The organism is Pantoea sp. BRR-3P, assembly GCF_039621635.1.
Lineage (GTDB): Bacteria > Pseudomonadota > Gammaproteobacteria > Enterobacterales > Enterobacteriaceae > Pantoea > Pantoea floridensis.
Genome location: NZ_CP155066.1, coordinates 3,686,041 through 3,700,943 on the forward strand (window position 1 = coordinate 3,686,041; position 14,903 = coordinate 3,700,943).

Genomic DNA, 14,903 nt, shown 5'->3' on the forward strand with positions numbered 1-14,903 from the left:
CCGATCGTGAAAGGGACGCGCAAGTATACCGTCCCAGGATGAACAATCACAGGAGTCAGAATGGCAAAGCGTATTCAGTTCAACCAACACGGCGGCCCAGAAGTGCTGCAATGGGCCGATTTCGAGTTAGCCGATCCCGCCGAGCATGAAGTGCAGGTGGAAAATAAGGCGATTGGCATTAACTACATTGATACCTACGTACGTAGCGGCCTGTATCCGGTAGCGGAGTTGCCATCGGGCCTGGGCACCGAGGCCGCGGGTGTGGTGAAGCGAGTGGGATCAAAAGTGACGCGATTCAAAGCAGGCGACCGCGTGGTGTATTGCCAGGCGACGTTGGGTGCCTACAGTGAAGCGCACAATGTGGCAGAAGACCGCCTGGTGATCCTGCCAGACAGCATCAGCTTTGAACAAGGCGCGGCCTCTTTCCTCAAAGGTTTAACCGTGCAGTATCTGCTGCGCCAAACCTACAAAGTGAAAGCCGACGAAATCTTCCTGTTCCACGCCGCGGCCGGTGGCGTCGGTTTGATTGCCTGTCAGTGGGCGAAAGCGCTGGGCGCACACCTGATAGGTACCGTGGGTTCGGCCGAGAAAGCGCAGATTGCAAAAGATGCGGGTGCGTGGGCCACCATTAACTATCGTGAAGAGGATATTGCGAAACGCGTAAGCGAATTAACCAAGGGCGAGAAGGTCGCGGTGGTGTATGACTCAGTAGGGAAAGATACCTGGGAACCTTCGCTGGATAGTCTGCGCCGCCACGGATTGATGGTGAGCTTTGGTAATGCCTCGGGTCCGGTGACCGGTATCGATCTCGGCATACTGAATAAGAAAGGCTCGCTATTCGTTACCCGACCTTCCCTGTTTGGCTATATCACCAACCGGGAAGAGCTCGACGCCGCCAGTAATGAGTTGTTCTCACTGATCGCCAGCCGGGCAATTCAGCTTAACGTACCTGAGCAGCAGAAATTTGCCTTAAGCGATGCGGTACGTGCGCATCAGGTGCTGGAAAGCCGTGCAACACAGGGTTCAAGTCTGCTAATTCCCTGATCGCTAAAAGCAAACGGGGCTTCCCGTAGGAAGCCCCTTTTTCTTTCTTTTTTATAGTTCGCGCTGGTGTAGGGACAGCGGCGATGAATTCGTGTTGAAACAACGCCAATCATCCTGGCAGAAAACATAAGTAAAAAATATGTTTAATTGCGAAATTGGTCTAAGCAATGTCTGAGTCTGTGATCTTTCCCGCAATTAGCGCCAACCATTTCTCTCTAACTTACTGATTTTTCTTTTCAGCCTGTTTAATTTCGCCTCACCCGAGGGCGTGTTAAATGCGCGATAGAGCCATACGGTGATAACCGCCAGCACCAGCCATGGTAACAATTTAATAACAACTGCCAGCAGGCCGCCGAGGAACATAAAGACGGTGGCAACAATCAATGCGGCGATAACACCAAGCAATGAAACGCCGGTGAGTAACAGCATTAGAAAAAAGCCGAGAACAAAGAGAATTTCCACGAAGGTGCTCCTGTGTGAGTAACTTCAGGAGTATTACAAGATGCGTGCCAACTCGTAAATGCGCTAACGCTTTGAAAGTATTGAAGTGAAGATCCATGGGCGAATGAGCACGTGCTGAAAATAGCCAACTTGTGGTGTGGAAAAAACCATATCTCAAGAATTGTCGTGCTATTTGTCTGGTGCGCATTAATGCGCACCCTACGAAAACCCAGCTATATCCACGCAGGGGTACCCTTCATGGTGTAATCCCGATCCCGTACCAAATCACCGCACCTTCCGTAGCGGCGCGATTTATCGCGCAATGAATTGCGCCGCTACAAGGTGTGCTCTCGGTGATTAGGTTTTTTCATGTCTTAACTGACAATCATTACACCCTTCATGGTGACCTTACCCAACAAGGGTTACAGCGCTTCCTGCGGGATTTTATCCGCAACTAAGGCTAGCGCCGCTTCCAGCACCCGCACATCGGCACCGGTTTTGTGGGCGTTTTCACTCAGATAGCGACGCCACTGGCGAGCGCCTGGGATGCCCTGGAACAGGCCGAGCATATGGCGCGTGACGTGTCCCAAGTACGTACCTTTCGACAATTCCGCTTCAATATAGGGGTACATCGAACGCACCACCGCTACCGGATCGACCTGCGGTACATCACGACCAAACAGCTCGCGGTCGACCTGCGCCAGAATGCCCGGATTCTGATAGGCTTCGCGGCCCATCATCACGCCATCCATGTGCTGCAGATGAAGTTTGGCTTCTTCCAGCGTTTTTATGCCGCCGTTGATTGCCATGGTTAGCGTTGGAAAATCACGTTTCAGCTGATAGACGCGTGGATAATCCAGCGGCGGAATTTCGCGATTCTCTTTTGGGCTCAAACCCGACAGCCAGGCTTTGCGGGCGTGGATAATAAAGGTATCGCAGCCGCCCTGCTGCGCCACGGTGCCAATAAAATCACACAGGAATTCATAACTATCCTGCTCGTCAATGCCGATTCGGGTTTTTACCGTTACCGGGATGCTCACGACATCACGCATCGCTTTAATACAATCGGCGACCAACGCAGCATCCGCCATCAGGCAGGCACCAAAACGCCCGTTCTGAACGCGGTCCGAGGGACAACCGACGTTCAGGTTGATCTCATCGTAGCCACGCGCTTCTGCTAGTCTGGCGCACTGTGCCAGTGCGGCGGGATCGCTGCCCCCAAGTTGCAGCGCCAAAGGATGTTCATCCTCACTGTAGGCCAAATAGTCGCCTTTACCGTGAATGATGGCGCCCGTGGTCACCATTTCGGTATACAGCAGGGTATCGCCGCTCAGCTTGCGATGAAAATACCGACAGTGGCGATCGGTCCAGTCAAGCATCGGGGCAATTGAAAAACGTTGCGAGGAGAAAGTATCGGTCATGAAACGCAGTAAATCCGCAGTAGTTAAGTGATGAGAAACTGCGCAATCATATCACAGCAGAACGGGCGGCACAGCCGCCCGTTATCAGGAGTAACCGTTGAGTGAGGATTAGAAGTTAAATCCAAGCTGCAACATTGCACCCACGGTATTGTCTTTGCCCACTGAACCGGCCAGATCCAGATGAACCGTATTGTTGAACGGCGATATGCCCAAACCTGCGGTAACTACGTCGGTATCATTCGATTTCAGATCGGCACGATAACCGGCGCGCAGCGCCAGCCAATCCAGCACGCGATACTCTGCACCTACGCCGGCATACTGGCTGGACTCTTCTGATTTGAAGCGCTTGGTTTCTGTCAGGTCAACATCACCCGCCAGGGTAAACGGCCCGTTATTCCACGCGAGGCCAGTCGTGACCAGCGGACGAATTTGATAGGTATCGCGATAACCGTTTACTTCTTTAGTATCGATATCACGCGAGATTAAGTTCTGCCCCGTCACACCGAAAGTCCAGTTATCAGCAAAATCAGTGGCAACACCGGCATCCACGTTAAACCCGGTATCGCTGCTGCGATAACGGCTGCTGTTGATGTCGCTCTTGTCGTAGTTATAGATACTGGCGGTGTAGTTATACAGCCAGGTTTTCTGCAGTTTTGGCGTGATACCAACAGAAACCGGATGGCCGGCAATAGAGAACTCATGCGCCACTGATACACCATAATCGGTGATTAACGCCGCCAGGCCGTTAGCGCTGGAACGCAATTTGTCCTCATCGCCCGGCACAGGAATAACGGTACCGTTAGCAACACCACGCAGATAGGCGATGTCGCTATCCGCGATGTTGGCACGTACGTGCGCAGTTCCATAGGCCTTAGTGATAAACGCAAAAGGCAAGGTTTCATTGGGAACGGTGACGGCCAGCGCCACACCCGCAGTTCCATTGGCTTTATTGCCGCGAAGATCGCTAAGCTGGTTAGCCACATCACCTGCAGCCGCTTTCAGCTGTGGATAACCATTGAGGTAATCCGCAAAAGTGAGGTTATCAATCACGTCCTGATAACGATCGACGCTATCCGTGATGTCATCAACGCGGTCGATCAATTTGTCTTTGTCAGTAACCTGTGCGCCAGCTGAAGGGAAAATGATGCTGACGTTATCTTCCGGCTGAGCTTTCGTCATCAATGCTGGGTTAGCCAGCACCGCAGAACTCCAGGTGGAAGAAGCTACGCCTGTTCCTCCCATGGCATCATTGCGTGCGTCATACCATGTGCCTGCTGCTAAAGCTGAAGAAGAAATAAATACCGCATTCAAACCAACAAGATAAGCAACTTTTTTGTGCCTGAATAGTGTCTTCACCATGAGCCTGCCATCACCTTTGAAATGTCGCTGAGCCACTCACCGACGGAACAGTTTAGTTAGCCGCTATTCTGAACCATGGCTAACGCTTCATTGCTGTGAATTGAAAGGAAATAGCACTGCTATTCGCAGAATTGGATGCTTTCACACCATTCCGCTGTGTTTTTATGCAGAAAAATTAACAGTGTTTAAATTGATACCAGAAATTACTTAAGACCTTTTGAACCATAGACGCTAACCTGGTGAGTTGCAAAGCAAAATCCCAGCGGCCGTTGCCTTGGCTACATAGAGGTTTACATCGGGAAAATGGGCAAAAACTGAAGGTCAATACAAAGTGGAACGGTAACAAATTGATTAACCGGTTTTTTTAGCAGAAAACACGCCTAAAAAAGCAATAACAGCAGTAGAAAAAATTGTGTGATAAAATAACATAACCTGCAACCCGGAGAATGCTCATGTCTAACCTCACGCCCGAACAGCTGCTTACCCAGGCTGAATCACTCTGCCTTGACCGCGGCGTGCGCCTTACTACTCAGCGCGCTGAAGTATTGCGTCTGATGGCTGAGCAAAATGGATCAATTAGCGCTTACGACCTGCTGGATCAGCTGCGCGTCAGTGAACCTCAAGCCAAACCGCCCACGATTTATCGTGCACTGGATTTTCTGCTGGAGCAGGGATTCATTCACCGCGTGGAATCGAATAATAGCTATGTGGTTTGCCACCATTTCGACGAACCAGCGCACACTTCTGTGATGCTGGTGTGTGATGGCTGCGCGGCGGTAAGTGAAAAGCATGCACATGGAGTGGAAAAAACCATTGCGACACTGGCAGATCAGGCGGGGTTTTCACTGCGTCATACGGTGATTGAAGCACATGGCTTATGCGAGAATTGCACGGAAGTTGCGGCTTGTACGCGGCATGATAGTTGCGAACACGACCATCAGAGTGAGAGTAAAAAGCGGGTGAGAAAGGCTTAATTGGCACTTCCTTGTGCCGACCCGATCATAATGATCGGTGGGTAGGAGCATCGTCCTTAATAAGACGTCGATTACCAGCGGTAATCTTTGTTGTGGCTTTCCCAGTCTTTCACTTCGGTCTCTGCCTGATCTTTCGCATAACCGTAGCGTTCCTGGATTTTACCGACAAGCTGATCGCGTTTACCTTCGATCACGGTCATATCATCATCCGTAAGCTTGCCCCACTTCTCCTTCACTTTCCCTTTGAACTGCTTCCAGTTTCCACCAGCTTCGTCTTTATTCATAATAATCCTCCACTTCATCCTGAGTGAGACGGATACATTCTCTGTATATCAAAGAACATACCCACACGATGCGCTATTCATCTGCGCCGTATGAGTTAATTATAGTTGCCGCTTCGAAGTTTGCAGGAAATTACAGATTAATCTGTAGGTTACGCTTCGCTTATTCAGGCATTAAACCAGCTGTGGCGCTGCCAATGACCGCGCCACATCAGCCACAGCGTCACCCCTCGTAGCGCCAGGAATACCGTTATCGCCAGCCATAAACCGTGGTTACCAAGCCAGGGCAATGTTAGCAGCGTCAGGCCATAACCCATGGCGGCTATCATCATGCTATTACGCATCTCACGACCACGCGTCGCACCAATAAACATGCCATCCAGCAGATAACACCAGACGCCTATCAACGGCAATATCACCTGCCAGATGAGATATCTGTCGGCCATTTCACGCAACGCTTCCAGTGATGTCAGCATGGCCACAATCTGCGGCCCCGTGAACGCATAAATCAGGGCAAATAATGCGGCGACAAAACAGGCCTGACGGCAGGCCGCGTGCCAGATAAGTATTAATCGACTGCGATCTTTCGCGCCTACCGCTTCACCCGAGCAGGCTTCAACCGCATAAGCAAAGCCATCTAGCGCGTAGGCGGTAAAAGTGAGGAACATCAGCAATACGGCATTAACCGCCACCACATCAGGACCAATGCGCGCCCCCAGAATGGTCAGGGATGCAAAGCAGATTTGAAGCATTAATGAGCGCAGCATGATGTCGCGATTAAGACGGAACAACCGCGCGGCATCGCCACGCCAGCTGCTTTTTAGTAGAGCGAAATGAATACCGCGCAGTTTGAGTACGCGCGCCACCATCCACAAACCTACTCCCAGCGTGACATATTCAGCCAGCGCCGTTGCCGCCGCTGCACCGGCCACTCCCCAATGCAGCTGAAGGACAAATAAAAGGTCGAGCAGGATATTCACCAGATTCCCGACGATAAGCAATACCATCGGCGCACGCGCATACTGCACGCCTAACAGCCAACCAAGAATAACCAGATTAGCCAAGGTGGCGGGCGCGCTAAGCCAGCGAATCTCAATGAAAATTTTGGCCTGCTGCTGCACTTCTGGGCTGCCGCCCATTAATGCGGCTGCCAAACTGCTTACCGGCGTTCGCAGCACCATAAATAGCAAACCAAAAACCAAAGCAATCAACAGCGGTTGGGTCAGGGCGCGTGCCAGCGCCGTTTTGTCATTGGCACCAAACGCCTGCGCGGTAAGGCCAGTGGTACTCATGCGCAGAAACAGCAAGAGCATAAAGAGAAAACTGGTTGCCGTGGTACCCACGGCGACGCCCCCAAGATAAATCGGGCTATCGAGATGACCAATAACGGCAGTATCCACCACGCCCAACAATGGAACGGTGATGTTAGAGAGGATCATCGGCAGCGCCAGCCGCCAAAGCGCTTTATCTGAAGGGGAAAACAGCTGCATCAGCCCATTCCGTTATTTGCGGTAACCAGCGTGATTGCGCCCGACAGTGCCGCAGAAAATGTCAAAAAGAAGAAACTAGCAGACTGCGGCCAGCGCAGCATACGCCGCCGCAGTAGGAGGGAATCAGGAACGAATCAGAGCCATTCGCCGTTACGCACGATCCCAACGGCCAGGCCTTCAACGGTCAGTGATTGCTCGCGGGTATCTACCACAATCGGTTGGAAATCGTTATTTTCCGGCAGAAGATGGACAATCGCGCCCTGCTTTTTCCAGCGTTTGACCGTGACTTCGTCATCAATGCGCGCTACGACCACCTGTCCGTTACGCACTTCCTGCGTTTTATGCACCGCCAGCAAGTCACCATCCATAATACCGATGTCTTTCATCGACATACCGCTCACACGCAGCAGGAAATCCGCGCTGGGTTTGAACAGGTTTGCATCCACCTGATAGTGCGCTTCAATATGCTCCTGTGCCAGCAGCGGCTCGCCCGCAGCGACACGGCCAATTAATGGCAAGCCTTCGCTCGGCTCTTCTTCCATTAATAAGCGAATCCCGCGCGATGCGCCGGAAACAATTTCAATTACGCCTTTACGCGCCAGCGCTTTCAGATGCTCTTCAGCAGCATTGGGCGAGCGAAATCCCAGTTGCGCAGCAATTTCCGCACGCGTTGGCGGCATGCCCGTCTGGTTAATATGGTCGCGAATCAGGTCATAGACCTGTTGCTGCCGTGCAGTTAACGCTTTCATCCCGCCCCCTGGTTGTTTATACAGTCGCTGTGAGTATATACAGGTATTGGCGAAATGAAAACCGTAACAGAGGGAAAAATCAGCGGTTTGATGAATCTGGAATGGCTATCTCAAATGCGTCCAGAGCAGCACGATCCAAACAAAAAGAGCCAGTAAGATAGTCAGCAATACCGCAGCCGAGCCCATATCTTTGGCGCGCCCTGATAAGGGATGTTGCTCCTGGCCAATGCGGTCAACGACGGATTCAATGGCACTATTAAGGATTTCGACAATGACAATCAGTACCACGGAGCCAATCATCAGCACGCGGGAAATGGCGTCTACATCCAGCCAACAGGCCACGATAATCGCCACCAGCGCGGCTATCGCTTCCTGGCGGAATGCCGCCTCGTGCTGCCATGCGGCACGCAGCCCCTGCCAGGAATAACCGGCTGCTTTCACTATTCTTACAATACCGGTGACGTTATTTGCCATGTTTATGGAACCCTTGATCTATTTTGACGTCAATGTGTGGGCAGTATGAGGTGGCAGAGCCACAGATCTTCGCTGCACTTTCTGGTATGCTTGCCGCGCTTTGCTAACAAGAGGCTTTAAGTTGTCTATGTCAGGTTGGCGTAAACTCTATTACAAATTATTGAATTTACCACTCTCTATTTTGGTAAAAAGTAAGGTCATTCCGACCGATCCTATCTCTGAACACGGAATCGATCCGACACGTCCAGTGATGTATGTTTTGCCTTATGATTCAAAGGCTGACTTGCTCACACTTCGTGCACAATGTCTGAAACACGATTTGCCCGATCCGCTGGCTCCGCTAGAGATCGATGGCACCTTGCTGCCGCGCCACGTGTTTATTCACGATGGCCCACGCGTTATTCCCTATTTCGTGGCCAATCCCGAATCGGTAAAGCTGTTCCACGATTATCTGGATTTACACCGCAGCAACCCGCAGCTCGATGTACAAATGTTGCCGGTCGCGGTGATGTTTGGCCGCGCGCCGGGACGTGAAACATCAGGTGAATCCACACCCCATCTGCGCGTTCTGAATGGCGTACAGAAATTCTTCGCCATTTTGTGGCACGGTCGCGATAGCTTTGTCCGCTTCTCGCAAACCGTTTCGTTACGTCAGATGGCGACCGAACACGGCACTGATAAGTCGATTGCACAGAAGCTGGCGCGTGTCGCGCGCATTCATTTTGCTCGCCAGCGTCTGGCCGCGGTGGGTCCACGTCTGCCTGCACGCCAGGATCTCTTCAACAAGCTATTGCAATCCAAGGCGATTGAAAAAGCGGTAGAAGATGAGGCGCGCAGCAAAAAGATCTCACATGAGAAAGCCCAGCAGAACGCCGTCGAAATGATGGAAGAAGTGGCGGCAAACTTCTCCTACGAAGCGATTAAAGTGACTGACCGCGTGATGGGCTGGCTGTGGAGCCGGCTGTATCAAGGCATCAACGTTCACGGTGGCGAGCGCGTACGTCAGCTGGCGCAGGATGGACATGAGATTGTTTATGTGCCCTGCCACCGCAGCCATATGGACTATTTGTTGCTTTCCTACGTGCTATATCATCAAGGCCTGGTGCCGCCGCACATTGCTGCAGGTATCAACCTGAACTTTTGGCCTGCGGGCCCGATTTTCCGTCGTCTTGGCGCGTTCTTTATTCGTCGTACCTTCAAGGGCAATAAACTTTATTCCACCGTGTTCCGTGAATATCTCGGCGAGCTGTTTAGCCGTGGTTACTCGGTGGAATATTTTGTGGAAGGCGGGCGCTCGCGTACCGGTAGATTGTTGGATCCGAAAACCGGCACGCTATCAATGACGCTGCAAGCCATGCTGCGCGGCGGCAGCCGTCCCATCACTTTCGTGCCAATTTATATTGGTTATGAGCACGTGATGGAAGTGGGCACTTACGCGAAAGAACTGCGTGGCGCGGCCAAAGAGAAAGAGAGTTTCCTGCAGATGGTGCGCGGCTTACGTAAGCTGCGCAATCTTGGTCAGGGCTACGTCAACTTTGGCGAACCGCTGCCCTTGATGAACTATCTGAACAAAAACGTGCCGGAATGGCGTGATGCGATCGATCCTATCGAACCCCAACGTCCAGCCTGGATGACGCCAGCCGTAAATGACATTGCGGCGAAGCTGATGGTGCGCATCAACGAAGCCGGTGCCGCGAATGCCATGAACCTGTGCGTCACCGCGCTACTGGCCTCACGTCAGCGTTCACTCACTCGCGAACAGTTGATTGAGCAGCTGGAGTGCTACACCCAACTGCTGCGTAACGTGCCCTATTCGCCGGAAGCAACCGTGCCGGATATGAGCGCCGAAGCACTGCTTGATCACGCCATGGGCATGAACAAGTTCGAGACTGAGCAAGACAACATTGGCGACATCATCATTCTGCCGCGCGAGCAGGCGGTGCTGATGACTTACTACCGTAACAATATCCATCATATGCTGGTGATGCCATCGTTGATCGCCGCCATCGTGCAGCAGCATCGTGAAATCAGCGAAGCAGAGTTGCTGCGCCAGGTTAGCCTGGTGTATCCAATGCTGAAGAGCGAGTTGTTCCTGCGTTGGGATAATGCTGAGCTGCCCGCCCTGCTGAATGCACTGTGCGTAGAAATGGCGCGTCAGGGGCTGATTACACTGCAGGATGGCCAGCTCAAAATGAGCCCGGCACGTCATCGTTCATTGCAGCTGCTGGCAGCGGGTATTCGTGAAACGTTGCAGCGCTTTGCAATTACCTTCGCCATTCTCAGCGCGAAACCGGCGATCAACCGTGGCACGCTGGAGAAAGAGAGCCGCACGCTGGCTCAACGTCTCTCAGTGCTGCACGGTATCAACGCGCCGGAGTTCTTCGATAAAGCGGTGTTTACCGCATTGGTACTGACGCTGCGCGATGAAGGCTATATCAGTGACAAAGGTGATGCAGATGCAGAACGTAGTCATATGATGTGGCAGATGCTGGCGGAGTTAGTGACAAGCGATGTGCGTCTGACAATTGAGAGCGCGGTCGCGCACGATTAATTTGGCGACCCGCGATAAAAAGGCGCACTTCGGTGCGCCTTTTTTGTTTACAGCAAATCGGCGAACGGCACGGTGCTGAGCAAGATGCCGATAAATAACACCATGCCCACATAGTTGTTATTCAGAAACGCCTGGAAGCAGGCATCGCGCTCGCGCTGAGCAATCAGCTTCTGCTGATGCACAAACAGTCCCGCGGCGAGTAACAGCGACCAATAAAACGCGCCGTTCAAATGGAGCATCATTCCGACCAACGCCATCAGGGCGAGCGTCGCCAGCTGCAGCAGACCGATAATCAGCTTGTCGTAACGACCAAACAAAATGGCCGTCGACTTCACGCCAATCTTCACATCGTCATCGCGGTCAACCATCGCATATTGCGTGTCATAGGCCACCGTCCAGCAGATATTCGCCAGGAATACTAACCAGCAAACCAAAGGTAAGGACTCACTAACTGCGGCCCATCCCATCGGAATCGCCCAGCCAAACGCCGCGCCCAGCACCACCTGCGGCAGATGCGTGTAGCGCTTCATAAACGGATACACCCATGCCAGCGCCAGGCCGCCAAAGGAGAGCAAAATGGTCATGGTGTTCATGGTCAACACCAGCATAAATGCCAGAATTCCCAGGCCGGCAAACAGCAGTTTGGCCTCCTTCTCAGTCACCGCACCGCTGGCCAGTGGACGTGAAGCGGTACGCTTAACATGACCATCGATTTTGCGGTCAGCGTAATCGTTGATCACGCAGCCCGCTGCACGCATCACAATAACGCCGAGGACAAATACCAGCAGCACCGGCAGCGGCGGAATCGCCATGCCGGAAAGCCACAGCGCCCACATCGTCGGCCACAACAGTAAAACGGTGCCGATCGGTTTATCGATACGCATCAGCCGGCGGTAAGCCTGCCATTTGGTCATGGGAAGAGTGTTTTGCACGGTCATTTATCCTTGGTCCAGCGCGCGATACAGCGGCGACGCAGGTAAAAACAGTTCAGTAAGCAGCAGCGGTTTGCCTGATAAACGCAGGCGGGAACGCCGTCCCCACAGATCACCCACCTGGCCTGCATCGATAAAATCGCGGCTCAAGGTAGAAGAAGAAAACAGGTAGCGGCCAAGAGGACGCGTACCCAGCTGTTGCAGCATCAGCTCCGGACCGTTCAGGGTGCTTTCCGGTACCACGGTTCGGCCTATCAACCAGGGTTCGCCATCGCCGCACAGCACGATTTCGCGTAGCCAGAACCGTTGGTCTGCCGGCAAAAACGCGGCTTCATCCGTCACTTCATCTATGCCAATAAAGTCTTCGCGGATGAGTTCAACGGTCACCTGGCGGCAATGCTGTTCGAAGCGACGAGTCATGGAATCCTCTTCCATCAACCAGTCAATTAGCGGGGCAGAAAGCAGCGGGGAAGAGGCTGGTAGCCAGTGCAGTGCGCGTAACTGGCGCAGCGCTTCATGCGACATCAGGGCATCTCCAGAAAAAAAGTTGCCCTAGTTTAGCGCAGAGCAGAATGCGTGGCACGGCTCGTTGTGCCACGTCATTGAAAGAATATTAATTACTCACGCTTCAGCCGGTTACTGTTCGCCAGCCACAGCGTTACCACCAGGATCAGGATCGCAGCTGAGTAATATAGCGTATCGAAGGGGTTTTTATGGTCGACGATGATCAGGCGAATAATCGCCGTAATACCAATGTAGATGAAATAGCGCAGCGGGAAGTGATATCCCGACTGAAAGTATTTCACAATCAACGCGATAAATTCAAAATAGAGGAAATAGATAACGATGCCTTCAATCAGCAGATAGGAAGACGTCTGCTCACCGGTGCTAAAGAGCACATTGGCCAGATGAATGGTTTCTTTGCCGAGAAACACCACGAGGATTATGGCAAGGATGATCAGTCCAATATTGAGCACCCACTGCAGCAGCAATGAAATATATTGCCCCACGCCTGATTTTGTTGTCATTTTTGCGCCTTAGTCTCCGCTGAACTGGTTGGCGCTATCATGCTGTAGTGTGATCAAAATCACAATATTTATACTTCGACATCCACGCAGAGCGCGTCGTAGCGCCAGAACTCGCAGTCACAATCAATGACGCGCTTGTGTTGATCGCGGTTGATGCGAGTGATCAGCAAGCCCGGCGTGCCGCTGGCCACATTCAGGGCAGGAGCGGCACGTGCCGGAAGCGGCCCAGGCAAAATGGTAAAACGCGCGCCGCCATAGCGAATGCCGTAACGCTGATCGTAGAGATCGGTAAGCGATCGCGTGAGGTCCTCTGCCATTAACCCCGGGAAAAAGGCTGGGTTGAGGTAATGCTCAACATACAATACTGCGCGTCCGTCGATACGCCGTAAGCGCCGAACGCGATAAACCTTATCGCCTTCCAGCAACTGTAAATGACGCGCAATCGCTAGCTGTGCGGGCACTTCACTGGCTTCAAGCACTTCGGTACTGGCCACGCGCCCTTGCTCAGCAGCCATGGCATGAAAGTGGCTGTGATGCGATGGATTGTAAACCAGACGCGGTGGTGCGATGAACCAGCCGCGACGCAGTTCACGAAAGATAATACCCTGCGCTTCCAGCAAACCGAGCGCCTCACGCAGCGTGATGCGGGTGGTGGAATAGTGTTCACTTAGGGCGCGTTCCGCAGGCAAACGACCGCTGGCAAATTCACCGTTTTCAATACGTTCCCGCAGCCCTGCCGCAATCACATCTGCCGTTTTAGACAACATTTTTTAGCCTCATTTTGGGGCAAATCTGCACTATGACAGTTCGATGACTACAATGTGACAAGGAACAACCCACGCTTTAGCGCGCTGTAACCGCATGTGGATCGTCGCGCCACACCACATTTCACCACCATGGTCATAAAACCTTCATCTACTCGGGCTACATTGGCTCGGTTCTTGCTGGACTAGACCAAGAAGTCCCACAACATATACCGGGAGCAATCGAGATGAAAGCGTTAATCGCCTCTGTAGTAGCCAGTGCCGTACTGCTTGCGCTGCCTGCCGCGCACGCCGCAGATAATGACCTCGCCGCGCTGGAAAAAGCGGCGCGCGCGGAAGGCCAGGTCAACAGCGTCGGCATGCCAGACAGCTGGGCAAACTGGAAAGATACCTGGAGTGATCTCAACAGCAAATACGGCCTGAAGCACAGTGACACGGACATGTCCTCTGCACAGGAGCTGGCAAAATTTGCGGCAGAGAAAGAGAACGCCAGCGCCGATATCGGTGATGTGGGTGCCGCATTCGGTCCAATTGCCGTGACGAAAGGCGTAGCACAGCCATACAAGCCAACGCATTGGGATCAAATCCCGAGCTGGGCAAAAGATCAGGATGGCAACTGGATGCTGGCGTATACCGGCACCATCGCGTTCCTGGTGGATAAGCAGCAGGTGAAGGACGTGCCGCACAGCTGGGCCGATCTGAAGAAAGGTAAGTATGTGGTCACTATCGGCGATGTCGGCACTGCGGCTCAGGCAGCTAACGGCGTACTGGCCGCCAGCTATGCCCTGGGCGGTGACGAGAAGAACGTGAAACCGGCGCTGAGCTTCTTCGGCGACCTGGCGAAAGAGGGTCGCCTTGGCGTGACCGATCCGGTGATTGCCAACATCGAGAAAGGTGAAATCCAGGTGGCTGTAGTGTGGGACTTTAACGGCCTGAACTACCGCGATCAGATCGATAAAAATCGCTACGAAGTGGTGATTCCATCCGATGGTTCCGTCACCTCTGGATACACCACCATCATCAACAAATACGCTAAGCATCCAAACGCCGCCAAGCTGGCGCGCGAATATATCTTGTCTGATGAAGGTCAGATCAACCTGGCGAAAGGCTATGCGCGTCCGATTCGTGCCGAGCATTTAACCCTGCCAGCTGACGTGCAGGCCAAACTGCTGCCGCAGTCTGAGTATAAAAATGCCCGTCCGATCAAAGATCAGGCCGCATGGGATAAGACGTCGAAAATGCTGCCGCGCCTGTGGCAAGAGAACGTCATCATTAATATGAAGCAATAACGTTCTCAGGTGTGGTCGCCATAAATGGCGACCCTACGGGTTTTGTAGGGTGCGCATTTATGCGCTCCTGGGGAGAAGTCGCCATAAATGGCGACCCTACGCGTTT

The 14,903-nt window shown here is 52.8% G+C and carries 15 protein-coding genes; 4 read left to right on the top strand and 11 right to left on the bottom strand.

Annotation, left to right across the window (positions count from 1 at the left end):
• The first annotated feature begins 60 nt into the window (after positions 1–60).
• The gene (locus tag AAGR08_RS17080; protein WP_345827426.1) at positions 61–1,044 is read left to right on the top strand and encodes a quinone oxidoreductase; all 984 of its coding nucleotides are present in this window, start codon (positions 61–63) and stop codon (positions 1,042–1,044) included.
• Between the two features lie 195 nt (positions 1,045–1,239).
• Here AAGR08_RS17080 and pspG read toward each other — a convergent pair whose 3' ends face one another.
• The 3 genes from pspG to AAGR08_RS17095 all read right to left on the bottom strand — a co-directional run bounded on the left by pspG (position 1,240) and on the right by AAGR08_RS17095 (position 4,265).
• Positions 1,240–1,506 carry an envelope stress response protein PspG gene (pspG, locus tag AAGR08_RS17085; protein WP_097095223.1) on the bottom strand — a complete coding sequence of 89 codons (267 nt, stop codon included), beginning with the start codon at positions 1,504–1,506 and terminating at the stop codon, positions 1,240–1,242.
• Between the two features lie 401 nt (positions 1,507–1,907).
• The gene (gene dusA / locus AAGR08_RS17090; RefSeq protein ID WP_097095224.1) at positions 1,908–2,906 is read right to left on the bottom strand and encodes a tRNA dihydrouridine(20/20a) synthase DusA; all 999 of its coding nucleotides are present in this window, start codon (positions 2,904–2,906) and stop codon (positions 1,908–1,910) included.
• Positions 2,907–3,014: 108 nt separating this feature from the next.
• Positions 3,015–4,265 carry a conjugal transfer protein TraF gene (locus AAGR08_RS17095; protein WP_097095225.1) on the bottom strand — a complete coding sequence of 417 codons (1,251 nt, stop codon included), beginning with the start codon at positions 4,263–4,265 and terminating at the stop codon, positions 3,015–3,017.
• A 452-nt stretch (positions 4,266–4,717) separates the two neighbouring features.
• On the opposite strand from AAGR08_RS17095, the gene zur reads away from it, so the two are divergent.
• Complete coding sequence (gene zur / locus AAGR08_RS17100; RefSeq protein ID WP_097095226.1) at positions 4,718–5,239, top strand: zinc uptake transcriptional repressor Zur; 522 nt, start codon at positions 4,718–4,720, stop codon at positions 5,237–5,239.
• A gap of 71 nt (positions 5,240–5,310) precedes the next feature.
• Here the strand turns inward: zur and AAGR08_RS17105 are convergent, their stop codons facing one another.
• From AAGR08_RS17105 to AAGR08_RS17120, 4 genes are all read right to left on the bottom strand, one after another.
• Positions 5,311–5,523 carry a CsbD family protein gene (locus tag AAGR08_RS17105; protein WP_097095227.1) on the bottom strand — a complete coding sequence of 71 codons (213 nt, stop codon included), beginning with the start codon at positions 5,521–5,523 and terminating at the stop codon, positions 5,311–5,313.
• 164 nt (positions 5,524–5,687) lie between these two features.
• Entirely contained in the window at positions 5,688–7,010 is a 1,323-nt protein-coding gene (gene dinF / locus AAGR08_RS17110; protein WP_345827427.1) for an MATE family efflux transporter DinF, read from the bottom strand.
• A 134-nt stretch (positions 7,011–7,144) separates the two neighbouring features.
• Positions 7,145–7,759, bottom strand: coding sequence for a transcriptional repressor LexA (lexA, locus tag AAGR08_RS17115; protein ID WP_097095229.1), 615 nt, complete (start codon positions 7,757–7,759; stop codon positions 7,145–7,147).
• Between the two features lie 105 nt (positions 7,760–7,864).
• The gene (locus AAGR08_RS17120; protein WP_097095230.1) at positions 7,865–8,233 is read right to left on the bottom strand and encodes a diacylglycerol kinase; all 369 of its coding nucleotides are present in this window, start codon (positions 8,231–8,233) and stop codon (positions 7,865–7,867) included.
• Between the two features lie 127 nt (positions 8,234–8,360).
• Here AAGR08_RS17120 and plsB point away from each other — a divergent pair, with 127 nt between their 5' ends.
• On the top strand, positions 8,361–10,784 hold the full coding sequence (gene plsB / locus AAGR08_RS17125; RefSeq protein ID WP_345827428.1) for a glycerol-3-phosphate 1-O-acyltransferase PlsB: 2,424 nt from the start codon (positions 8,361–8,363) through the stop codon (positions 10,782–10,784).
• Positions 10,785–10,831: 47 nt separating this feature from the next.
• Here plsB and ubiA read toward each other — a convergent pair whose 3' ends face one another.
• From ubiA to AAGR08_RS17145, 4 genes are all read right to left on the bottom strand, one after another.
• On the bottom strand, positions 10,832–11,716 hold the full coding sequence (gene ubiA / locus AAGR08_RS17130; RefSeq protein WP_345827429.1) for a 4-hydroxybenzoate octaprenyltransferase: 885 nt from the start codon (positions 11,714–11,716) through the stop codon (positions 10,832–10,834).
• A 6-nt stretch (positions 11,717–11,722) separates the two neighbouring features.
• On the bottom strand, positions 11,723–12,241 hold the full coding sequence (gene ubiC, locus AAGR08_RS17135) for a chorismate lyase (protein ID WP_345827430.1): 519 nt from the start codon (positions 12,239–12,241) through the stop codon (positions 11,723–11,725).
• Between the two features lie 92 nt (positions 12,242–12,333).
• Positions 12,334–12,744: a phosphate-starvation-inducible protein PsiE gene (psiE, locus tag AAGR08_RS17140; RefSeq protein WP_097095233.1), complete on the bottom strand. Its 411-nt coding sequence runs from the start codon at positions 12,742–12,744 to the stop codon at positions 12,334–12,336.
• A 68-nt stretch (positions 12,745–12,812) separates the two neighbouring features.
• Entirely contained in the window at positions 12,813–13,511 is a 699-nt protein-coding gene (locus AAGR08_RS17145; protein ID WP_345827431.1) for a UTRA domain-containing protein, read from the bottom strand.
• A gap of 224 nt (positions 13,512–13,735) precedes the next feature.
• Between AAGR08_RS17145 and AAGR08_RS17150 the strand changes: the two genes are divergently transcribed.
• Positions 13,736–14,797 (top strand): extracellular solute-binding protein, encoded by a 1,062-nt coding sequence (locus tag AAGR08_RS17150; RefSeq protein WP_345827432.1) that lies wholly within the window; start codon positions 13,736–13,738, stop codon positions 14,795–14,797.
• The last annotated feature ends 106 nt before the right edge of the window (positions 14,798–14,903 follow it).

Coding starts and splice junctions, on each gene's coding strand:
- AAGR08_RS17080 (WP_345827426.1), top strand. CDS start 61: ATGGCAAAGCGTATTCAGTTCAACCAACACGGCGGCCCAGAAGTGCTG.
- dusA (WP_097095224.1), bottom strand. CDS start 2,906: ATGACCGATACTTTCTCCTCGCAACGTTTTTCAATTGCCCCGATGCTT.
- AAGR08_RS17095 (WP_097095225.1), bottom strand. CDS start 4,265: ATGGTGAAGACACTATTCAGGCACAAAAAAGTTGCTTATCTTGTTGGT.
- zur (WP_097095226.1), top strand. CDS start 4,718: ATGTCTAACCTCACGCCCGAACAGCTGCTTACCCAGGCTGAATCACTC.
- AAGR08_RS17105 (WP_097095227.1), bottom strand. CDS start 5,523: ATGAATAAAGACGAAGCTGGTGGAAACTGGAAGCAGTTCAAAGGGAAA.
- dinF (WP_345827427.1), bottom strand. CDS start 7,010: ATGCAGCTGTTTTCCCCTTCAGATAAAGCGCTTTGGCGGCTGGCGCTG.
- lexA (WP_097095229.1), bottom strand. CDS start 7,759: ATGAAAGCGTTAACTGCACGGCAGCAACAGGTCTATGACCTGATTCGC.
- AAGR08_RS17120 (WP_097095230.1), bottom strand. CDS start 8,233: ATGGCAAATAACGTCACCGGTATTGTAAGAATAGTGAAAGCAGCCGGT.
- plsB (WP_345827428.1), top strand. CDS start 8,361: ATGTCAGGTTGGCGTAAACTCTATTACAAATTATTGAATTTACCACTC.
- ubiC (WP_345827430.1), bottom strand. CDS start 12,241: ATGTCGCATGAAGCGCTGCGCCAGTTACGCGCACTGCACTGGCTACCA.
- psiE (WP_097095233.1), bottom strand. CDS start 12,744: ATGACAACAAAATCAGGCGTGGGGCAATATATTTCATTGCTGCTGCAG.
- AAGR08_RS17145 (WP_345827431.1), bottom strand. CDS start 13,511: ATGTTGTCTAAAACGGCAGATGTGATTGCGGCAGGGCTGCGGGAACGT.
- AAGR08_RS17150 (WP_345827432.1), top strand. CDS start 13,736: ATGAAAGCGTTAATCGCCTCTGTAGTAGCCAGTGCCGTACTGCTTGCG.